Here is a 22,472-nt window from a genome sequence, read left to right as displayed (position 1 = left end):
CGATGCCGTGGGCTGACGTATGTGGCCCCCTGCCCGGTGGGTCGGGCAGGGGGCCTTATGAGGCTGGTTTCTTTAGGAGGAAGCGGGGTTGGAGCTTCTATGGATTGCGGTCCTTACCTTCAGAGAGCCTCATACTGACCGGGTGGGGTTATTTCCTGTTGGCGGATAGGATCTCGGCCACGTGCTTGACCTTGACCTTGGAGCCGCGGGCCTTGAGGCCGCCGCGCAGCTGCATGATGCAGCCGGGGCAGTCGGTGAGCAGGGTCTGGGCCCCGGTCTCTTCGACATTGTTCAGCTTCTTGTTCAGCAGCTCGGCGGAGAGTTCCGGGAACTTCATGGAGAAGGTGCCGCCGAATCCGCAGCAGACCTCTTCCTCGGCGCACTCCACGTAGGCCATGCCGCCCTTCTCGATGAGTCGGCGGGGAGCATCGTGCACGTCCAATCCCCGGCACAGGTGGCAGGGCGCGTGGTAGGTGGCTTTTTCGCCGGTCTCGCGGAACGCGTCCTTCTCCACCTTGAGCACGTCGTTGACGAAGGTGGAGTAGTCCATGACCTTGGCCGCAAAGGCGTCGGCCTTGAGCTTGAGCGCGGGCTTGTCCATGACCAGCTTGGGGTAGTTGTGCTTGAGGTGCGCGGCACAGGAGGCGCACAGGGTGATGATGTAGTCGTAGGCGTTGGGCTCGAAGGCGCGCAGGTTCTGCGCGGCCACGTCGCGGGAGGCCTTGGTCTCGCCCATCATCTGCACGGGCAGGCCGCAGCAGGACTGGTCCATGGGGAATTCCATGGCCACGCCGTTGGCGGCGAACACGTCAACGGCCGCCTGCATCTGCTCGGGGTAGACGAAGTCCTGCACGCAGCCCGAGAACAGGGCCACGCGGTACTTGGGCTTCTTGACCTCGGGGCGGTTCTCCTTCCACCAGTCGCGGAACGGGGTCTCGGCGATGGTGGGCAGGGCGCGGAAGCTGTGCTCCTTGGAGAAGATCATGGGCAGATGGCGGATGAATCCGTCTTTCTCGGCCATGGGCTTCTGGCCCCATTTGGCGGCCCGCAGCAGGGTGTGGAAGAGCTTGCGGTTCTTGAGCACCTTGGCGAGCAGGAAGGAGGGCAGCGGGTGGCCGTCCTCGTCCTGGATGCGGGCGTGGATTTCCTTGATCAGCCTGGGCAGGTCGATGCCGCCCGCGCAGACGTCCTTGCACGCTTCGCAGTTGATGCAGTTCTGGACCAGGTTCTTGGCCTTGTCCTTGCCGTGGAAGAAGTAGGTCAGGATCAGGCCGATGGCCCCGATGTAGATGTGGCCCATCTTGTGGCCGCCCACCAGCCGGTAGACCGGGCAGACGTTGGCGCAGGCACCGCAGCGCACGCACCGGTTGACCTGGGAGAAGAGCGGGTCCTTGAGCAGTTCGGAACGGCCGTTGTCCAGGACCACGAAATGGATTTCCTTTTTGCCGTCTTCTGCCGCCAGGCACTCGTTGGCGCCGGTGATCCAGGTCACGTAGGAGGTGATCTGCTGTCCGGTTGCGTTGCGCGGCAGGGCTTTCAGGATGCGCAGGGCGTCGTGCAGCTTGGGCACGAGCTTGTCGATGCCCATCAGGGCGACGTGCACGCGGGGCAGGGTGGTCACCAGCCGGGCGTTGCCCTCGTTGGTGACCAGGCCGATACCGCCAGTCTCGGCCACGGCGAAGTTGGCGCCGGAGATGCCCATGTCCGCCTCAACGTATTTCTGCCGGAGTTCGCGGCGGGCCACCTTGACCAGCTTTTCGATCTCGGCGTCCTGCTTGGAGCCGGTCACCTTGGTGAACAGGTCGCCCACCTGGAAGCGGGACAGGTGGATGGCGGGCATGACCATGTGGGACGGGCCCTCGTGGCGAAGCTGGATGATCCACTCGCCCAGGTCGGTCTCGGTCACCTCCAACCCTGCGTCCTCCAGGTCGTGGTTGAGCAGGGTTTCCTCGGCGGTCATGGATTTGGACTTGACGATCTTCCTGCAGCCCGCGTCCTTGGCGATTCGGGTGATGATGGCGTTGGCCTCGTCGCCGTCCTTGGCAAAGTGGACGTGGACGCCCGCTGCTTCGGCGTTCTCCTTGAACTCCTGGAACAGGGCCTCGGAGTTGCGGCCCGCCTCATCCTTGGAGGCGGCGATGTCGTCGATCAGGCCGCGCACGTCCATGCCCTTGAAGGCGTTGGCGCGCCCTGCCCTGTAGGCAACGGCGAAGTTGTCCAGCGTGGTGCGGAGGAAGTCGTTGTCCAGGGACTCGCGCAGTTCCTCGCGATATTCTTTCAGATCGTTGGCTTTCTGCATTCTAGTTGTCCTCCAGCAGCAGGATGTGAAGCTCCAGGGGGCCATGGACGCCCAGCGCCAGGACGCGCTCGATGTCGGCGGTCCGGCTGGCCCCGGTGATGAAGGCCAGGTAGTCGGGCGTCTTCTTCATGCGGGTGAGCATCATTTTTTCCACGGCGTAGGTGTTGGCCCGGATCTTGGACTTGGGCAGCACGCAGACGTGGTATTCGCTGATCATGGTGGCCAGGCGCATCTCCTCGCCGGGACAGTCGAGCATCAGGGTGCCGGTGTCGGCGATGCCGTATTCGGCGTAGGTGAACCCGATGTCGATGCCGGCCAGATGGTCGCGCATGCCGGAATCGATGCAGTCGAAACCGGACTTCTTGGCTTTGGCCGCCAGCTTTTTGTATATTTCCTTGTTCAGGCCCGGGGCGGCGATGACCTTGGTCTGCTTGGCGTCGCACAGCGCTCCGGCGTCATCCGACAGGTCGGCCTCGCAGCCGCTTGCCAGAAGCTGGCACGCCTCTTTCTTGTCGCAGAGTTCGATGACGTACTTGAGCGCCGCGTCCTCGCTGTCGATCTCGGTTACGAAGGCCGAGACGAGCTCCGCCTTTTCCTTGAATTTTTGGCACAGTGTTTCTTTGGAAGACATGGTGCCTACCTCCTGATTTTATAGAATGGACCGCAACGGTGGTTATTGTAGAATGTTCTTTGTTTCCCGGGCGATGGCGAGCTCTTCGTTGGTCGGAATGACCCAGACCGCCACGGCGCTGTCATCGGTGGAAATCTTCAGCGGCTTCTTGGCGCGCTGGGCGTTGACCTTCTCGTCGACCTTCACGCCGAACAGGGACAGCCCTTCCAGGGACCGGCTGCGCACGATGTCGTCGTTCTCGCCGATGCCCGCAGTGAACACGATGGCGTCCACCCGGCCGAGCACGCCCATGTAGGCCGCGATGTACTTGCGGTTGCGATAGGTCTGCACGCCCAGGGCGATCTTCGCCCGTTCGTCGCCTTCCTCGATGGCCTTGTGGATGTCGCGCATGTCGTTCATGCCGCACAGCCCCTTGAGACCGGACTCCTTGTTCAGCATGGCGTCGATCTCATCGATGGTCATGCCCTTGTTCCGGGCCAGGAAAGTATGGATGGCCGGGTCCACGTCGCCGGAGCGGGTGCCCATGACCAGTCCTTCCAGCGGCGTCAGCCCCATGGTGGTGTCCACGGATTTGCCGTTCTCCACGGCCGTGATGGAGCCGCCGTTGCCCAGATGCACGGTGACCATGTTGGTTTCGGACAGCTCCTTGCCCAGGATGGCCGCCATCTCGCCGGCCACGAACTTGTGGGACGTGCCGTGGAAGCCGTAGCGGCGCACGCGGTCCTTTTCATACAGCTCATAGGGCAGGGCGTACATGTAGGCGTGGGGCGGGATGGTCTGGTGGAAGGCGGTGTCGAACACGGCCACCTGCGGCACGCCGGGGAAGAGCTCCACGGCGACCTTGATGCCCGTCAGGTTGGCGGGATTGTGCAGGGGGGCCAGCGGCACGTTGGCCTCGATGGCGTTGATGACGTCCGCGTCGATGACCGTGGATTTGTGGAAGTCCTCTCCGCCGTGGACCACGCGGTGGCCGATGGCCGTGATCTCGTCCAGGGAGCAGATGGTGTCGTCGCCGCCGCAGATGAGGTCGATGGCCAGTCTCATGGCCGCGTTGTGGTCCGGGATGGGTTGATCCAGTTCCGTGACCTTCTGCCGATCGGTGCCGGGGAAGGCCTTGTTGGTCAGTTCGCCCTTTTCCTCGCCGATGCGTTCCACCAGGCCGGAGACCATGACGGATTCGCTTTCCATGTCGAGGAGCTGGTACTTGAGGGACGAGCTGCCGGAGTTGATGACGAGTATTTTCATTTATTCACCCTTTTCCGCCTGCGCCTGGATGGCGGTGATGGCGACGGTGTTGACTATATCGGGGACGGTGCAGCCGCGGGACAGGTCGTTGACCGGCTTGTTCAGTCCCTGGAGAACCGGGCCGATGGCCACGGCATTGGCGGCGCGCTGCACGGCCTTATAGGTGTTGTTGCCCGTGTTCAGGTCCGGGAAGACGAACACGGTGGCCTGTCCGGCCACTTCGGAGTCCGGCATCTTGACCTTGGCCACCTCGGGATCGACGGCGGCGTCGTACTGGAGTGGTCCCTCGATGGGGAAGTCCAGGCCGCGCTCGGTGATGAGCTCCTTGGCGATGGCCGTTGCCTCGGTGACCTTTTCCACGTCTTCGCCCTTGCCCGAGGAACCGGTGGAGTAGCTGAGCATGGCCACCTTGGGTTCCACGCCGAAGATCCGTGCGGTCTCGGCGGCGGAGATGGCGATCTCGGCCAGCTGCCGGGCGTTGGGGTTGGGATTGACGGCGCAGTCGCCGTACACCAGGACGCGGTCCTTGAGGCACATGAGGAAGACCGACGAGACGATGGAGCTGCCGGGCTTGGTCTTCACGAATTCGAAGGCCGGGCGGATGGTCTGGGCCGTGGTCGTCACGGAGCCGGAGACCATGCCGTCGGCAAAGCCCTTGTGGACCATCATGGTGCCGAAGTAGGTGGGATCGGACATGCGGTCCCAGGCCATTTCGGCGACGATGCCCTTGTGCTTCCTGAGCTCCATGTATTCCTCGGCAAAGGAGTCGAGGAGTTCGGAGTTGGCCGGGTCGATGATGGTCGCGCCGGAGATGTCCACGCCGAGCTTGGAAGCCTTGGTGCGGATCTCCTCTTCGCGCCCGAGCAGGATGATGTCGGCCACGCCGCGGCGGAGCAGGATGTCCGTGGCCTGCAGGATGCGCTCGCCCGTGCCTTCGGGCATGACGATGCGCTGGCGGTTGCGGGACGCCTTGTCCACCAGGGAGTATTCGAACATTTTGGGCGTGACGCGGGTGGACCGTTTTTCGACCAGGCGGTCGCGCAGTTCGATCACGTCGACGTGCTGGGCGAAGCCGCCCAGGGCCGTGGCGATGCGCTGGTGGTCGTTGGCCTCGATGCGCCCGTACAGGGAGTTGAGTTCCTGCACGGTCTGGTAGGTGTGTCCCTTGGCGGCCAGCACCGGGACCGGCACGCCCGTCCAGCCCTCGATGAGCTTGTGCACGTTGGTGGACACTTCCAGCCCGCCGGTCAGCACGATGCCGGAGATGTCCGGGTACGAGCTGGACAGCCGCGAAGCCAGGGAGGACAGGATGATGTCCGAGCGGTCTCCGGGGGTGATGATCAGGGATCCGGCCTGGATGTACCCCAGGAAGTTCCCGATCTGCATGGCGGCCACCAGGTAGTTGTCCACCAGCGCCTGGAGGCCGGAGTGCCCGTAGAGCACGTCGGCGTCCAGCCAGCGGCGGACGTCGTTGATGGAGGGCTTGCCGAGTTTCTCATCTTCGGGAATGACGTAGACCGGCAGCGGGCCGTCGCTGTTTCCCGCCACGGTGTGGCCGAGGTTCTCGTCGGTCATGCCTTGCGGGGCGCGGTTGACCACGCAGGCCAGGCAGTCCACGCCCTTCTCGTCCAGGGTGTCCAAAGTGGTCTTGGTGATGTGGGCCACTTCGTCCTGGCTCTTGCCCCGGCCCGAGGTGACCACCAACATGGGCGCGCCGATATTGGCGGCGATGTCCGCGTTGAGGTCGAACTCGAAGGCCGGGTCCTTGCCCTTGAAGTCGGTGCCTTCACACAAAACGAAGTCATACTCTTCTTCAAGGGCCTTGTATTTGTTCAGTATGTTTTCAAGAACCAGGGCGTGCTGGCCGGAGTTGATGAGTTCCCGGGTCTGCTTGAGGGTGTAGGCGTAGGTATCGCCGTAGGGGATCGTCAGTTTGAAGTGATCGATCATCAGCGCGATATCATGGTCCTGCTTCCCCTCGCCGGGGTCATTGATGATGGGCCGGAATATGGCGACGTTATGCAACTCCCTGAGGAGCATCTGCATGACGCCGAGGACCACGGCGGACTTGCCGCTGCGCTCCTCGGTCGCACTCACGTACAGGTTCTTGGACATGATTGGTTCGTTCTCCTAAACGTTTACAGGCTGTCGGCGTATAGCTCGATGACGTGCCTGACTTCCTTGCGCGCCTCCTTGCGGGAGAGCATGTCCGTGATCTGGAGCATGCAGGCGGGACAGCTGGTGGCAGCCACGTCCGCGCCGGAAGCGATGATGTTGTCCGCCTTGCGGCCGCCGATCTTCTTCGACAGGTCGTAGTGGGCGATATTGAAGCTGCCGCCGCAGCCGCAGCAGGTACCCGCTTCGGTCATTTCCTTGAAGTCGCACCCGGCAGCCTTGATGACGGTCCTGGGCTGGGCGGTGACGCCGAGGGAGTTCTTGAGGTGGCAGGGGTCGTGATAGGTCACGGACCTGCCGCCGGTGATCTTTGCGGGCTCCACTTTCAGTATATCAACAAGGAACTGGCTGATGTCCATGGTTTTCCGCTCGATGACGCCGAGGTCATACTTGAGAGAGGAGTCGCCACGGTACATGCCGGGCCACAGCTCCTTGATGGTCGCGGTACAGGTTGCGCACCCGGTGACCAGGTAGTCGAACTCCCCGGCAACCAGTTTCTCCATGTTGTGCCGCACCAGCGAATCGAAGGTGTCGGTGTCGCCGCTGGACAGGGCCGGAATGCCGCAGCAGGCCTGGCCCGAGGGCATGTACACGCCCACTCCGTGGTGGGCGAGCACCTTGAGGATGGATTCGCCCACGTGGGGGAACATCTTGTCGATGACGCAGCCCACGTAGAAGCCGACCTTGATGCCGGACTTGCCGGCCGGGGTGTCCAGCTCGGGCACGATCTTGTGCAGCGGTTTCTTGGCCAGGGTCTTGAAGTGGCGGTCGCCCACGACCGGCGCATTGAACCGGGCGCAGGAGGAGCCGAGCATGTCGTTCATCGGCTTGGTGAACAATCCCTGGAAGGTGGCACCCATGGAGGTCAGGGTGTTGAACAGCTTAGGATTCTTGAGCAGGCCCCGGAAGATGGTCCGCTTGACCGGGGACAGGCCGAAGTAGCCGGTCATGATGGCCCGCGCCTTGAGGAAGATGTCCATGACGGACACCCCGGACGGGCAGTTGGACTGGCAGGTGCCGCAGAGCAGGCACCGGTTGAGCTTCTCGTTGACGCCCTCGGGGTCGGTCAGCATCTCGTGGGTCAGGCCCTCAAGCAGGGCGAGCTTGCCGCGCGTGACGTCCGCTTCCTTCCCGGACTGGGCGAAGACCGGACAGACAGCCTGGCACATGCCGCACTTCATGCAGTTGACCAACTGGTCGTCCAGCTCCTGGAACAGTTGAGCGAGCTTGTGGATATCGGCCATTTCGCTCACCTATTTTCCTATAATCTTGTCGGGGTTCAGAATGCCCTTGGGGTCGAGAACGGACTTCATGCGGCGGGCGTATTCGATGGTGCCCTTGGAAGTTTCCTGGGCCAGGTACTTGGACTTGGCCAGACCGATGCCGTGTTCGCCGGAAAGGGTCCCGCCCAATGCCAGGGCGCGGTCGAAGATCATGTCCACACCCTTTTCCACACGTTCCCACTCGGCTTTGTCGCGCTTGTCGGTCAGGATGGTGGGGTGCAGGTTGCCGTCTCCGGCGTGGCCGAAGGTGCCGATGGTCAGGTCGAGTTCCTTGGCGATTTCATCCAGGGCCTGGATCATGGCCGGAATCTTGGACCGGGGCACGGTGGCGTCTTCCAGGACACAGGTGGGCCTGAGCTTGGCCAGGGCGGGCAGGGCGTCGCGGCGGGCCTGCCAGACGGCATCGCGCTCGGCGGCGTTCTTGGCGACTTTCAACTCGGTGGCGCCGTTTTCCTTGCAGATCTTTTCGACCATGGCGGCTTCATCCTCTACCTGTGCGGGGTGTCCGTCAACCTCGATGAGCAGCAGGGCGGCCGCATCGGTGGGCAGGCCCGCGCCACGGAAGTTCTCGACCGTGCGGATGGTGAAGTTGTCCATCATCTCGAGCGTGGCGGGCACGATCTTGTTGGCGATGATGGCGGCAACGGTCTCGGAGGCGGCCTTCATGGACGGGAAGATGGCCATCATGGACTTGGCGGCTTGGACGGGCGGAATGAGTTTGAGGATGATCTTGTCGAACACGCCAAGCGTGCCCTCGGAAGCGATCATCAGGCCGGTGAGGTTGTAGCCGGTGACGCACTTGACGGTGCGGGAGCCGGACTTGATGAGTTCACCGTTGACGTCCCAGAAGTCCACGCCCATGACGTAGTCCTTGGTCACGCCGTACTTCAGGCCGCGCAGGCCGCCCGCGTTCTCGGCCACGTTGCCGCCCAGGGTGGAGACGGCCTGGCTGCCCGGGTCCGGGGGATAGAACAGGCCGCGCTTGGCGACTTCGGCGGCGAACTGGGCGGTGATCACGCCGGGTTCGACCACGGCGTACATGTCCTGTTCGTTGATTTCGAGAATCCGGTTCAGGCCGTTGGTCAGGATGACCACGCCGCCGGGATGGGGGATGGTGCCGCCGGACAGGTTGGTGCCCGCGCCGCGCACGGTCAGGGGCAGGCCGTTGTCGTTGCACAGCTTCACGCATTTGCCGAGGGCTTCGCTGGTCTCGGGGCGGACGACCAGGGCGGGCATGACGGAATCGAGCACGGCTGCATCGTAGGAGTATGCGTGACGGTCGGTCTCGCTGGTCATGACATTTTCCGCGCCGGCAACGGCTATGAAATCCTTGATGAGCTTATCGGCACTCATTTTTCGTCTCCTGAAAATATCTTGGTTCTGAATGGGAGGGGAGAAACATCTCCCCTCCCGTCATATCTATAATCCGCTGGATGGCGGAGGTCACTACTTGAGGACGATACCCCAGCCGGACCCGATGAGCACGGTGCCGATGATGGCGGCCATGATCAGGTAGTAGGTCAGAGGGATCAGCGTCTTGCGGATGATTTCACCTTCACGGTCCATCAGGCCGACAACTGCGGCGGCAGCAACGACGTTGTGGACGGTGATCATGTTGCCGGCAGCGCCACCGACGGCCTGAAGGGCGACGATGATGGACTGCGGCACGTCGATCTGGGAGGCGACACCGAACTGGAACAGGGAGAACATCATGTTGGACACGGTGTTGGAGCCTGCGATGAACGCGCCCATGGCGCCGATGACGGCGGCAAAGCCGGTCCAGATTTCGCCGACCATGCCGGCGACGCCGTTGGCCAGTTCCAGGGGCATGGAAGCCAGGCCGGATGCGTTGGTGCCGGAGTTGATGAACACGCGGACCATGGGGATGGCGAAGCCGAGTGCGAAGGAAGCCTGCAGGGTGGTCTTACCGGCCTGCTTGGCAGCGCTGGAAAGGGCCTTGAAGTCCATCCTCTGGATGAAGAAGGCGCAGATGACAGCGCACACGAAGATGAAGCCGGGCACATACAGGGGCTTGATGGTGTAGCCGATGCCGGTGCCGAACAGGTCGGTGATGGGGATGGCAACGGAGCCGAGGGCGGACTTGATGACGTCAAACTTACGGGACGCGACGAGGAAAATGGCGACCAGGACGTACGGGGACCATGCCTTGAGCAGGGTCATGTGAGCGGGAGCCTCGGCGAACTTCGGTTCCCAGGTGCCCATCCAGTGCTTGGGCCAGTTTTCGCGATCATCGAAGTCCCAAGTGGTCTTGGGGGTCAGGAAGTTGTTCTTGGCAGCGGTGACGACAATGGCCAGGCCAACGAGGCCGCCGACCAGGGACGGGAACTCAGGTCCGAGGAACTTGGCAACCAGGTAGTAGGGAACGGTGAAGGCCAGACCGGCGAGGATGCCGAAAGGCAGTGCTTCGAGGCCCTTGGCAACGGACTTTTCCTTGCCGAAGAAGCGGGTCAGGATAACGGCCAGGAAGGTCGGGATCAGGATGCCGATGAGGCCGTGAACCAGAGCGGCGGTGGCGCCGATCTCATGGATGTAGGTCATGAACTCGATGCCGTTCTTGCCGAGCAGGTCGTGGACCATCGGGTTGTCCAGACCGGTCTTGACGCCGAGCAGCACGGGCGTGCCGACAGCACCGAAGGTGACCGGGGTGGACTGGATGATCAGCGCAACGGTAACAGCGCCCATTGCCGGGAAGCCCAGCGCCATGAGCAGCGGAGCGCAGACCGCGGCGGGAGTACCGAAACCGGCAGCGCCTTCAATGAATGCGCCGAAGCACCATGCGATGATCATGGCCTGGATGCGACGGTCGGGAGTAATTCCCATGAAACCGGCGCGGATGGCCGCGATGGCGCCGCTGTTGGTGAGTGTGTTGAGCATGAGCAGCGCACCGAAGACGATCCATAAGATCGCCAAGGCGATGGCTACACCCTGAATGATGGACGCGGCGATGACCGTCCCGGCCACCTGCCAGACGAAGAATGCCAGAATGGTAACGACGACCAATGCCAGCGGCATGGCCTTTTTGGCGGGCCAGCGCAGTATTACGAGGAAAAAGAACACCGTGAGAATCGGTGCCAAAGCCATTAAAGTGTACATAGTACCCTTACCTCCTTTGCGTGAGAACCCCCAGGGAACTCACTGTTGTTGTAATATGCGCGGGGTGCGGCAGGTATGATAACCTCCACAACAACCACACCCCGCGTTGCATCCTTTATCTATCTGCCGTCGTCACACGGCTCGCCGGAGCCGGGATTTTCGGCGCTCACGCCGCAGGTCTCCGCCTCTTCGCCCTGCTCGGCCTTGCTGTAATCAGCTTCGGCCAGGTGGGTGTAGATGGCGTAGCGGTCGGCGTAATCCTTCTCGATCTTTTCACGGAACGCCTTGGAGAGTTCCGGGTGGAAACGCTCCAGCATGGCGTAGCGGTTTTCGCCGGACAGGAACTCCTGCAATGTTCCGTCGGGAGCCTTGGACTCCAGCTGGAACGGGTTCTTGTTCTGAGCGACGAGTTCGGGGTTGTAGCGGTAGAGCGGCCAGTAACCGGAGTCCACGGCCAGCTTCTGTTCGAACTGGGTCTTGCCCATGCCCTTCTTGATGCCCTGGTTGATGCACGGTGCGTAACAGATGATCAGGGAAGGACCGTCGTAGGCCTCGGCCTCCTTGAAGGCCTTGATCATCTGCTGCTTGTCCGCGCCCATGGCCACGGAGGCGACGTAGACGTAGCCGTAGGTCATGGCGATGCGGCCCAGGTCCTTCTTGCCGGTGACCTTGCCTGCGGCGGCGAACTTGGCGATGGAGCCGAGCGGGGTGGCCTTGGAGGACTGCCCGCCGGTGTTGGAGTAGACCTCGGTGTCCATGACCAGGATGTTTACGTCCTTGCCGGAGGCGATGACGTGGTCCAGGCCGCCGAAACCGATGTCGTAGGCCCAGCCGTCGCCGCCGAAGATCCAGACGGATTTCTTGGTGAACAGGTCGGCGTCCTCGGCGATGGCCTTCAGGCTGTCGTCGGCAGCGCCTTCCAGGGCGTTCTTGAGGGCAGCGCCGGTTTCGGCGGAAGCCTCTGCGTCGCCCCGTGCGGCCAGCCAGTTTTCGATGGCGGCCTTGACGTCGCCGGAGGCGGTCTCAAGGGCGGCTTCGCACTTGGCGACCAGGGTGTCGCGGCGCTTGTTCACGCCCATCTCGATGCCGAAGCCGAACTCGGCCGCGTCCTCGAACAGGGAGTTGCCCCATGCCGGACCATGGCCTTCGGCGTTGGTGCAGTAGGGGGTGGACGGTGCGGACGCGCCCCAGATGGAGGAGCAGCCCGTGGCGTTGGCGATGATCATGCGCTCGCCGAAGAGCTGGGTCAGCACCTTGACGTACGGGGTCTCGCCGCAACCGGAGCAGGCGCCGGAGAATTCCATGAGCGACTGGCGGAACTGGGAACCCTTGACGGATTCGCGCTTGAAGGCTTCCTTGAAGGACACGGTCTGCGCGAAATCCCAGTTGGGCACCTGGGCCTCGGTCTGGGTGGCGATGGGCTTCATGACCAGCGCCTTTTCCTTGGCCGGGCAGATGTCGGCGCAGTTGCCGCAGCCCAGGCAGTCCAGGGCGTCCACCTGGAGGCGGTAGTTCAGGCCCTTCACGTCCTTGCCCTTGGCGTCCAGGGTCTCGAAACCGGCGGGGGCGTTGCCCATCTCGTCGGAGTCGGCCAGGACCGGGCGCAGGGCGGAGTGCGGGCAGACGAACGCGCACTGGTTGCACTGGATGCAGTTGTCCTTGATCCATTCGGGAACCATGATGGCCACGCCGCGCTTTTCCCACTTGGCAGTGGACAGGGGCATGGTGCCGTCCTTGGTGAAGGCGGAAACGGGCAGGTCGTCGCCCTTCTGGGCCAGGACCGGGCGCATGACGTTCTTCACGTAGTCGGGCGCGTCGTCGGTGGCGGCCTCGTCGTCGGCCAGGTCGGCCCAGGAGGCGGGCACGTCGATGGCGTTGATGGCGTCGGCGGCCTTGTCCACGGCGGCACAGTTCATGTCGACGATCTTCGGGCCCTTCTTGCCGTAAGCGGCCTCGATGCCGCCCTTGAGCAGCTTGACGGCCTCCTCGAACGGGATGACGTCGGCCAGCTTGAAGAAGGCGGTCTGCATGACCATGTTGATGCGGCCTCCGAGGCCGACTTCAGCGGCGATCTTGACCGCGTCCACGGTGTAGAATTTCAGGTTTTTCTCGGCAATGGTGCGGCGCATGGCGGCGGGCAGTTCCCTGTCCATGTCGTCGGCGGCCCAGGCACAGTTCAGCACGAACGTGCCGCCTTCCTTGATGCCGTCCAGCACGTCGTAGAGGTGCACGTAGCTGGGGTTGTGGCAGGCGATGTAGTCGGCTGCGGTCACCAGGTAGGTGGACTGGATGGGCTCGTCGCCGAAGCGCAGATGGGAGATGGTGATGCCGCCGGACTTCTTGGAGTCGTAGGCGAAGTAACCCTGCGCGTACATTTCGGTGTTGTCGCCGATGATCTTGATGGCCTGCTTGTTCGCGCCCACGGTCCCGTCCGAACCGAGACCCCAGAACTTGCACTGAACGGTGCCGTGCGGGGTGGTGTCCAGGGTCTCGGCCGTGACAAGGGAGGTCTGGCTGACGTCGTCCGTGATACCCACGGTGAAGCGGGTCTGGGGGGCGGCAGACGCCATGTTATCGAACACTGCTTTGGCCATGGCCGGGGTGAATTCCTTGGAGCCCAGTCCGTAGCGGCCCGCGATGACGGCGGGACCTTCGCCCTTTTCCAGGAGGGTGGTGCAGATGTCCTGGTACAGGGGATCGCCCAGCGCGCCGGGCTCCTTGGTCCGGTCGAGCACGGTGACGGTCTTGGCCGATGCGGGCAGCACGGCCAGGAAATGCTTGGCGGAGAAGGGACGGTACAAACGGATCTTGATCAGGCCGACCTTTTCGCCCTTGGCGACCAGGTGGTTGACCACTTCCTCGATGGTCTCGCAGGAGGAACCCATGGCGATGACCACGCGCTCGGCGTCGGCTGCGCCCACGTAGTCGAACGGGGCGTATTCGCGGCCGGTGACGGCGGCGACCTTCTGCATGTACTCTTCCACGATGGCCGGGATGGCGTCGTAGTCGTTGTTGGTCGCCTCGCGGCCCTGGAAGTAGATGTCCGGGTTCTGGGCGGTGCCGCGTACATCCGGATGTTCGGGGTTCATGGATCGGGCGCGGAACTCGGCCACCTTGTCCATGTTCAGCAGGGGCTTCATGTCGTCGTAGTCGATGACCTCGACCTTCTGGATCTCGTGGGAGGTCCGGAAGCCGTCGAAGAAGGAGACGAACGGCACGGACGCCTCCACCGTGGATAGGTGGGCCACCAGGGAGAGGTCCATGACCTCCTGGACTGAGGCGGCGGCCAGCATGGCGAAGCCGGTCTGGCGGCAGGCCATGACGTCCTGGTGGTCGCCGAAGATGGACAGGGCGTGGGCCGCGATGGCGCGGGCCGAAACATGGAAGACGCAGGGCAGCAGTTCGCCCGCGATCTTGTACATGTTGGGGATCATGAGCAGGAGGCCCTGGGAGGCGGTGAAGGTGGTGGTCAGTGCGCCACCGGCCAGGGAGCCGTGGACCGCACCGGCTGCGCCGGCCTCGGACTGGAGCTGGCGGACCTCGACGGTCTGCCCGAAAATGTTCTTGCGGTTCTGCGCGGCCCATTCATCGGCGATCTCGCCCATGGTGGATGATGGGGTGATGGGGTAGATGGCGGCGGTTTCACTCATGGCGTAGGCCACCCAGGCGGCGGCGGTGTTGCCGTCCATCGTCTTCATCTTGGACATTCGGTGCTTCTCCTCTGTACGATAATTAATGTATTCATCCGCTCGCGGCGGACCGGTCTCTATGTTGAGAGCCTTCCTTTCTCAATTACCGTGCCAATGGCGAATCGTGATATTTTGATCTTGTATTTCGAGTGTTTATCTTGAGAATCTGCTTTTTGGGCGCTGGTGTGAAAATGGGTGGAAGTCTGAAAAAAAAGACTGGTCGGGTCGGCTCGACCGGGAGAATCTCCCGTTTTGAGGGGGGTTAGGGATCAATCGGAGCGGCAAACCGAAAAAGGCGAGTCCGGGAATTCGGACTCGTCTTTTCGGTGAGCAATCGGGGGGAGGCGGTTTACGGCTTTTCGGACCGTGCCCAGGCAGGGCCCAGTTCAAGGATGGCCTGATGGACGGGGCAGGATTCCACGTGCGCCCCCTTGAGATAGCCGGAGCTCATCAGGAATTCGCCCACGATCTCGCCGCCGACGAACTTGAAGTGTTTTTTGAAGAGTCCGGTCCACTCTTCCCTGGACATGGGGTGGTTGGCGTCGAGCCAGTCCTTGAAGGAGCCGAATTCCTCCTGTAGGCCGAGGATCGCCCGGGCGTTGTGGATGGCCGCGTTGACCTTGAGCTTGTTGCGGATGATGCCTGCGTCGTTCAGCAGCCGTTCCCGGTCCGCCTCGTTGAATTCGGCCACGGTCCTGATATCGAATTCGGCGTAGGCGCGGCGGAAGTTGTCCTGCTTGTTCAGGATGGTGCGCCAGCTCAGTCCGGCCTGGTTGATTTCCAGGATCAGGCGGCCGAACAGCTCGTTGTCGTCGTGGATGGGGAAGCCGTACCGGGTGTCGTGGTAGACGCGGTCCACGTCGTCTTCGGCGCGGGCGTGGCAGAAATCGCAGTAGGAAGTGAATTCGGGCATGGGGTTCCTCAGAGCGACAGGCCGTATTTCTTGAGCAGGCTGTAGAAGTGTGAGCGGGACAGCTTGGACGCTTCGAGGATGCGGGGCAGGTCGCCGTCGCACTGGCGGACCAGTTCGGACAGGTAGACCTTTTCCGCCGTGGCCTTGAACTCCCTGAGCGTGGGCAGCTCCTGCTCGAAGATGTCCTCGAAGATGTCCTGCCCGATCTTGCGCACGGGTTCGCTGTCCAGCTTCTCCAAAATCTCCGTCTCCGGGGCGGTCATCCGGGCTATCTGCGCTTTGGCGATGCGGATGCGGAATTCGCGGGGCAGGTGCATGGCGTACAGGGTCTTTTCGTCGCCCGAGGCCACCACGGCCCGCTCCAGGACGCTGAAGAGTTCGCGTACGTTGCCGGGCCAGTCGTAGGTCCCCAGGGCGGCGTGGAAATCCGAGCCGAAGGCCTTGGGGGCCATGCCGTACTGCTTGCACAACTGGCGGACGCGGAACACGGCCAGGGCACGGATGTCCTCGGGCCGCTCCATGAGCGGCGGCAGGTGGATGTGCATGGTCTTGAGCCGGAAGAGCAGGTCCTGGCGGAACTCGCCGTTACGCACCATCTCGTCCAGGTCGCGGTTGGTGGCGGCCACCAGCCTGAAATTGGAGGTCTGCTCGCGGGTGTCGCCCACCGGGCGGAAGGTCCGCTCCTGGAGCACGCGCAGAAAGGCCTTCTGCATGGACAGGGGCATCTCGCCCACCTCGTCCAGGAACAGGGTCCCGCCGTCGGCCAGCTTGACCAGCCCGATGCGGTCGGCCTGCGCCCCGGTGAACGCGCCCTTGCGGTGCCCGTACAGGGTGGATTCCAGCAGGGTCTCGGTCAGCCCGGCGCAGTCCACGACCACGAAGTTGCGCGATTTGCGTTTGGAGTTCTCGTGGATGGTCGAGGCGAACAGCTCCTTGCCCGTGCCCGTCTGTCCGGTGATCAGGACATTGGAATCGGATCGGGCCGCCTGGGACAGCAGATTGAAACTGGCCTTGATGGACGGGCTCTCGCCCACCACGCCGGCCAGGTCGAGGGTGCCTTCCTTCCGGTCCGTCTTTTCGTCGTGGTATTTCAGGGCGCGGCCCAGGGTCAGGGAGATTTCCCGCACCGAGGACGGCTTGAGCAGATAGTCCCAGACCCCGCCCCGGATGGCCAGTTCCGCGCCGTCCGGGTCGCCCTTGCCGGTCAGGATGATGACTTCGGGCGGGTCGGGCAGGGCCATGATGTCGGGCAGGATGTCCAGCCCGTTGCCGTCGGGCAGCCGGACATCGAGGAAAATGACGTCGAATTCACCGGCGCGGGCCAGCCGGAGCCCCTGGTCCAGGGTATGGGCCGCAGCGCACTCGTGGGTCAGCCTGGTGATCAGGCTTTCCATGGTTTCGCAGACTTCATGGTCGTCGTCTATTATCAGTATGCGGGCCACTGGTTCTTCCTCACCTGTTCGCAAGCACGGTGTTGATGGCTTCGGACAGGTCGTGCTTGTCATAGGGTTTGATAATGACGCTTTTGATGTTCGGCAAGTGTTCGGCCGCCGCCGCCGCGTCTTCGCGTCCGGAAACCAGGATGATGGGCAGGTCCGGTGCGGAGTGGGCCATGCGTTCGGCGAGTTGGGTGCCGCTCAGCCCCGGCATGTCGTAGTCCGTGATGACCAGGTCGAAGCCGTGGTCCCCGGCGGCCACCAGCTCCACTGCATCCTCGGGCACGCCGCTGGGCGTGACCCGGCAGCCCATGGCCTCCAGCAGGCGGGGCGTTGTCTGCAGCTGGTCCACGTCGTCCTCGACGAACAGGATGTGGGTGCCTGCCGCAGGCATGCCGTCCGGGCTGGCGGCGCAGGCGGAGGACATCTCCTCGCTCTTGGGCAGGTACACGGTGAAAACCGTGCCGCCGCCCGGGCGCGGGGTCACATGCAGCCCGCCCTTGTGGCTGTGGACGATGCCGTGCACAACCGCCAGTCCAAGGCCTGTGCCCTCGGTCTTGTCCTTGGTCGTGAAGAAGGGATCGAATATTTTGTCCAGTATGTCCGGCGGAATGCCAGGTCCGTTGTCCTCGAAGACCAGGCGAACATACTCACCCGCTTCCAGGCCGATCAGGTAGGCTTCATCGGCGGCCAGGTCGGCGTGGTCCACGCCCACCTCGATGACGCCGCCCGTGGAGCGCAGGGCGTGGAAGGCGTTGGTGCACAGGTTCAGGGCCACCTGATGAATCTGGGTCGGGTCGGCGTGCACGCAGGCGAGATCGCTTTCGATGTGGGAGCGGACCTCTATATTGCCGGGCATGGAGGATTCCATGAGGGTCAGCGCCTCGGCCACCACCGCGCCCACGTCGGTGGGCCGGAAACCCTCGGTGGAAGGGCGGCTGAAGGCGAGAATCTGCTTGACCACGCGACCGCCCCGCCGGGCCGCCTTGAGCACCCTCTTCAGGTCCTTTCCGGTCACGGAGTCCGGGTCCACGTCGCTCACGGCCAGCTCGGTGGAGTTGATGATGGACGTCAGGATGTTGTTGAAGTCATGAGCGATGCCTCCGGCAAGGGTGCCGATGGCCTCCAGCTTTTGGGATTGGAGGAGCTGCTTCTCCAGGTTGAGCTCCTTGGTCACGTTTTCCGCCGTGCTGAGTACGCCGACCACCTGGCCCGACCTGTCTGAAATGGGAACCTTGTTGACCTCGATCCAGGCCGGTTCGCCGCTGGCGTCGGTCAGCTTGCGCCGCACCTTGCGGAAGGCCTCGTTGCGGAAGATGACGGCCTGGTCGGCATCCATGGCCCAGTCCACGTATTCCGGGTCGCGCATGATCTCGCGCGAGGTCTTGCCCATGACGCCTTCCCCGTGCTCCACGCCGAAAAACTCCGCAAAGGCGCGGTTGGTGCCGAGATAGCGACCGTTCCTGTTCTTCCAGGACACGAGTTGCGGCACGGTGTCCATGAGAATCTCCTGGAAGGCCAGCTGGTCCTTGATCTTGCGTTCCACCTTGCGGCGTTCGATCATGGTCATGACCAGGAAGATCATGACCAGCAGGAGCAGGGCGAAGCTGACGATGATGGTCCAGAACAGTTCCTTCGGCAGTTCGTAGAAGGCCTTGGGGGCGTTGATGATGCGGCTGCCGTCCGGGAGCCGGTCCATGTCCAGGCCGAGACGCTTCATCACTTTGTAATCAAAGAGGTATTCTCCGGTCGTCTCCATGTAGACCGGAATGTCGTCTGCCTTCTTGCCGTCCAGCACCTCCAGGACGATGGAGGCTGTTGTCTGACCGTGCAGGAAGCCGGAGAGGAGGCGTCCGCCCACGGCTCCGTGGCCGAGGAGGAATCCCCAGGTGGTGTAGATGGGCACGCTGGAACGTTCGTAGATGGATTCCATCACCTCTTCGGCGGTCAGGAAGCGGCCGTCGATGATCTGGTAGTAGGGGATGAAGAAAAGAAAGGTGTCGGTGGGCAGATCGTGCACACGGTCGAGCACTTTGCGCAAGGACATGTCTATCCAGTAGTCCACCGTGAGCTTGTCCCGATACTGGGGGATTACGGCCTCGATCTGGTGGCGGATGGCCGTGCCCGCCGTTGAGGAGTCGCCGACCACGATCATGTGCGTCTTGTCCGGGTGCATTTTGAGGGCCACGTCCAGGGTGCGCGGCAGATCGAATTGTTCGACCACACCGGTCAGGTTGCCCTGTCCCAGGGCCTCCGGGCTGGGGTCGTTGACGCCGCAGAAGACGATAGGCACGCCCGGGAAGAGGATATCCCTGTACTGACTGGCAAAGGCGAAGGCGTCGTTGTCCGAGACGATGATGATGTCGAACCGCTCCCGACCGTACTTCTCCTTGTAGAGTCGGAGCAGCATGCCGGTGACATCTTCGTAGTTGTACCGCTTGGCGTCCATGTATTCGATCTGGAGATCGATCTTGTATTGGCTCCCGTCCAGCACCGACCGGACTCCGTCCATGATGGAGTCGGACCACTGATAGCCGTGGTGGTAGGAGTTCAGGTAGAGCACGCTCTTGCTCGGTTTCTCGGCCATGGCCAGCGAGGCGGCCAGGCAGAAAAGCAGGAGGGCGGCGATAATGAGTGCGTATCGTTTCATATTTTCATGTTGCCGGGTGTTCTGCCCCGGCTGCGTTGTTTCCCTGGCGCATGCAAGAGATGCACCCTTCCCGGAACAGCGGGGAAAGATGGCACAGCAAGTGCATTGGATGGGTTGAGCATACACGAAAGGAGATGTCCAGTCCGATATTTCGGACTGGCCGTCGAAAAAAATAACCGATCTAAAGCCATGAGTAGACCGTTTTTTATGACGGCAGGGTGACAAATAGGTAATTTGTGATTATTGTAACGTATGCAGGGAAGTACCTATTATATGCCTGTTTTGTTAACGGTTCGAAATTGCTTGTGATTCTGTAAAAGGAGCGGAGAGTGGTCAGGCATATCGTCATGTGGACGCTGAAAGAGGAGGCCGAAGGGGCCGCTGCTGCGGACAACGCAGCCGTGATGAAGGAGAAGCTCGAGGCGCTCAACGGGCGCATCGAGGGCCTCACCCGTTTGGAGGTCAGTTTCGACATCGTTGCCGCCGAGCCGGAATGCCATGTGGTCCTGTGCTCCGAGCACGCCGATGTGGAGGCCCTTAATTTTTACCAGGCCCATCCGGAGCATCAGGCGTGCGTATCCTTCGTGAAGAAGGTCGCCGCAACCCGGAAGGTACTGGATTACGTGGTCTAGGAGCTTTGGTCCGGTTTGAGGAAATGCGGGGGTGAATCCACAAGAACGCGGTTTACAGGGAAGGTACCGCGCCAAGGAGGACGCCATGTCCATGCGTTTTGATCAGGATCGAAAACGAATCATCTGCCGGTGGGAAGAACCCACCAAGATCGTGATGAACAAGAAGGAGGGGTATATCAACCGCTCCCGGATGATCACGGTCAAGGTCAACGACAACGGGAAGCTGAACAGCAAGGACCGGAGGCGGCATGCGGATCATCCCATGTTTCCGATCATCCGCCGGTTCAATCAGATGCTCAACAACATGGATTGCTACCCCGAGTGCGAGTGGGAGGCCGAGCACGTGTGTGCCATTTGCGGCACCAACCACGGCGTTCACCCCCATTTCGACTCGCATCACCAGTCCATCATCTGGCTGTGCAAGGACCACCTGACCGAGTCCCCCAAGCTTCGGGACTAGCCTCTCGGTCCATCCTCGACGGGGTCGATGAATCCCGTCCGGCGACTTGAAGAAATCAAGGCGCATCGTGGAGTATTCACGGTGCGCCTTTTTTATCAAGTCGTTCCGCCCCAGGTCCTGCTCGCAAATAACCCGTCCGGGCACGAGCCACGCGACGTGCCTCCCCCGGTGCTTACTCTTATCCGCATCCCTGTCCCTGACACGCCGATATGCGCCGTAAAACCAATAAAAAGGGGCTCCGCAAAGCGGAGCCCCTTTTTATTGGTTTTGTGCGCCGGACCTACATCATGTAGGTGGCCGTGAGGCCTGCGATCGACATGGTGATGGTGTAGGGCAGGGCCAGCATGACCATGCGGCCGTAGGAGAGCCTGATGACCGGGGCCAGGGCCGAGGTCAGCAGGAACAGGAAGGCCGCCTGTCCGTTGGGGGTGGCCACGGACGGGATGTTGGTGCCCGTGTTGATGGCGACGGCCAGCCGGTCGAAGTGGTGCATAAGTTCCGCGACCGGCTTCTGGATGATTTCGGGCAGACCGGCGATGGTTTCCGGCCTGTACAGGTGGGCGTCCGTCAGCTTGTCCATGAGGGCGGTTGCGTTTTCCACGCCCGGGATGGCTGCCAGTTCCTTGATGAAATGCATCTTGGTTTCCGAGATGTACACGGTGGCCACGAATACGTTGTCCGAGATCATCGAGAGCAGGCCGTTGGCAATGTAGTAGGCTGCCATCTGGTCATGCCCTTCAAACCGCAGCACGAACTCCATGACCGGGGCGAACAGGTGCTGGTCGTGAATGACGCCGACGATGGCGAAGAAAACCACCAGCAGGGCGGTGAAGGGCAGGGCCTCTTCGAAGGCCGGACCGAACTGGTGCTCGTCGGTGATGCCGTTGAGGGCGGTCAGCAGGATGATGACCGACAGGCCGATGATGCCGACCTCGGCCAGGTGCAGAGCCAGGGCCACGATCAGCCAGACGCCGATCAGTCCCTGAACGATCAGCTTGGCCTTTCCCGTGGTGCCGCGCTTTTCTTCCATTTCAATGGCGGTTTCCAGCAGGTGGGAGCGGATGTTGCCCGGCATCTGGGCGCCGTAGCCAAAGATGTGGAATTTTTCGACCAGGACGCAGGTCAGCAGGCCGACGACCAGGACCGGCATTGATACGGGCGCGACCTCGATGAAGAAGTCCATGAAGTGCCAACCCATTTCTGCGGCGATGAGCAGGTTCTGGGGTTCGCCCACCAGGGTGCAGACGCCGCCGAGGGCCGTGCCCACCGCGCCGTGCATCATCAGGTTGCGCAGGAAGGCGCGGAATTCCTGGAGATCGGTGCGGTTCTGGTCCTTGACGGCCTGGTCGGAACACAGGTCGTGGGTGCAGTTCATGGTCTTGCCGGAGGCGAAGCGGTGGTACACGTTGTAGAAGCCGTAGGCCACGGCGATGATGACTGCGGTGACGGTCAGGGCGTCCAGGAAGGCGGACAGGAATGCACCCGCGAAGCAGAACATCAGGGAGATGGCGATCTTGGAGTGGACCCGGGTCAGGATGCGGGTGAAGGTATACTGCAGGAAGTCCTTCATGAAGTAGATGCCCGCGACCATGAAGATCAGGAGCAGGATGACCGGGAAGTTGTTCAGGGCCTCATGGTAAACCGTATACGGTGAGGTCATGCCGAGTATGATCGCCTCGATGGCAAGCAGACCGCCTGCGGGCAGGGGGTAGCATTTGAGCGCCATGGCCAGGGTGAAGATGAACTCGCCGATCAACACCCATCCGGCGACGAAGGGGCCGACCGTGGCGACGAGAATGGGGTTGATGATGAGGAACGCGATAATACACGTCTTGTACCAACTCGGCGCATTGCCGAGGAAATTTTTGCCAAAGGCTTGGGACAGTGATTGAGCCATGATCAGTTTCTCCTCGAGTGGATGTATATGCGTTGACGGGCTGTTTAC

The 22,472-nt window shown here is 62.3% G+C and carries 14 protein-coding genes; 2 read left to right on the top strand and 12 right to left on the bottom strand.

What is annotated here, in order from left to right; translation table 11 throughout:
* Positions 1–148 precede the first annotated feature (148 nt).
* The 11 genes from ldhH to OO730_RS03830 all read right to left on the bottom strand — a co-directional run bounded on the left by ldhH (position 149) and on the right by OO730_RS03830 (position 19,435).
* Positions 149–2,299: an L-lactate dehydrogenase (quinone) large subunit LdhH gene (ldhH, locus tag OO730_RS03880; protein ID WP_264983264.1), complete on the bottom strand. Its 2,151-nt coding sequence runs from the start codon at positions 2,297–2,299 to the stop codon at positions 149–151.
* Position 2,300: 1 nt separating this feature from the next.
* Positions 2,301–2,930, bottom strand: coding sequence for a LutC/YkgG family protein (locus OO730_RS03875; protein ID WP_264983263.1), 630 nt, complete (start codon positions 2,928–2,930; stop codon positions 2,301–2,303).
* Between the two features lie 42 nt (positions 2,931–2,972).
* Positions 2,973–4,175, bottom strand: coding sequence for an acetate/propionate family kinase (locus OO730_RS03870; protein WP_264983262.1), 1,203 nt, complete (start codon positions 4,173–4,175; stop codon positions 2,973–2,975).
* Positions 4,176–6,290, bottom strand: coding sequence for a phosphate acetyltransferase (gene pta / locus OO730_RS03865; protein ID WP_264983261.1), 2,115 nt, complete (start codon positions 6,288–6,290; stop codon positions 4,176–4,178).
* 23 nt (positions 6,291–6,313) lie between these two features.
* Positions 6,314–7,594 (bottom strand): (Fe-S)-binding protein, encoded by a 1,281-nt coding sequence (locus OO730_RS03860; RefSeq protein ID WP_264983260.1) that lies wholly within the window; start codon positions 7,592–7,594, stop codon positions 6,314–6,316.
* Between the two features lie 9 nt (positions 7,595–7,603).
* Entirely contained in the window at positions 7,604–8,986 is a 1,383-nt protein-coding gene (locus tag OO730_RS03855; protein ID WP_264983259.1) for an FAD-binding oxidoreductase, read from the bottom strand.
* A 93-nt stretch (positions 8,987–9,079) separates the two neighbouring features.
* A complete protein-coding gene (locus tag OO730_RS03850) occupies positions 9,080–10,735 on the bottom strand; it encodes an L-lactate permease (protein ID WP_264983258.1) in 1,656 nt (551 codons plus the stop codon).
* Positions 10,736–10,866: 131 nt separating this feature from the next.
* Complete coding sequence (gene nifJ / locus OO730_RS03845) at positions 10,867–14,454, bottom strand: pyruvate:ferredoxin (flavodoxin) oxidoreductase (RefSeq protein WP_264983257.1); 3,588 nt, start codon at positions 14,452–14,454, stop codon at positions 10,867–10,869.
* Positions 14,455–14,785: 331 nt separating this feature from the next.
* The gene (locus OO730_RS03840; RefSeq protein ID WP_264983256.1) at positions 14,786–15,349 is read right to left on the bottom strand and encodes a DNA-3-methyladenine glycosylase I; all 564 of its coding nucleotides are present in this window, start codon (positions 15,347–15,349) and stop codon (positions 14,786–14,788) included.
* An 8-nt stretch (positions 15,350–15,357) separates the two neighbouring features.
* Positions 15,358–16,791, bottom strand: a complete 1,434-nt coding sequence (locus OO730_RS03835; protein ID WP_264983255.1) for a sigma-54-dependent transcriptional regulator — start codon at positions 16,789–16,791, stop codon at positions 15,358–15,360.
* 10 nt (positions 16,792–16,801) lie between these two features.
* Entirely contained in the window at positions 16,802–19,435 is a 2,634-nt protein-coding gene (locus OO730_RS03830; RefSeq protein ID WP_264983254.1) for a hybrid sensor histidine kinase/response regulator, read from the bottom strand.
* A gap of 329 nt (positions 19,436–19,764) precedes the next feature.
* Here OO730_RS03830 and OO730_RS03825 point away from each other — a divergent pair, with 329 nt between their 5' ends.
* The gene (locus OO730_RS03825) at positions 19,765–20,067 is read left to right on the top strand and encodes a Dabb family protein (protein ID WP_264983253.1); all 303 of its coding nucleotides are present in this window, start codon (positions 19,765–19,767) and stop codon (positions 20,065–20,067) included.
* A gap of 85 nt (positions 20,068–20,152) precedes the next feature.
* A complete protein-coding gene (locus tag OO730_RS03820) occupies positions 20,153–20,527 on the top strand; it encodes a hypothetical protein (protein ID WP_264983252.1) in 375 nt (124 codons plus the stop codon).
* A 280-nt stretch (positions 20,528–20,807) separates the two neighbouring features.
* Here the strand turns inward: OO730_RS03820 and nhaB are convergent, their stop codons facing one another.
* Positions 20,808–22,424, bottom strand: a complete 1,617-nt coding sequence (gene nhaB / locus OO730_RS03815; protein WP_264983251.1) for a sodium/proton antiporter NhaB — start codon at positions 22,422–22,424, stop codon at positions 20,808–20,810.
* Positions 22,425–22,472 lie beyond the last annotated feature (48 nt).

Source organism: Pseudodesulfovibrio portus, assembly GCF_026000375.1.
GTDB classification, from domain to species: Bacteria; Desulfobacterota; Desulfovibrionia; order Desulfovibrionales; family Desulfovibrionaceae; genus Pseudodesulfovibrio; species Pseudodesulfovibrio portus.
This window is presented reverse-complemented; position numbering and strand designations above follow the sequence as displayed.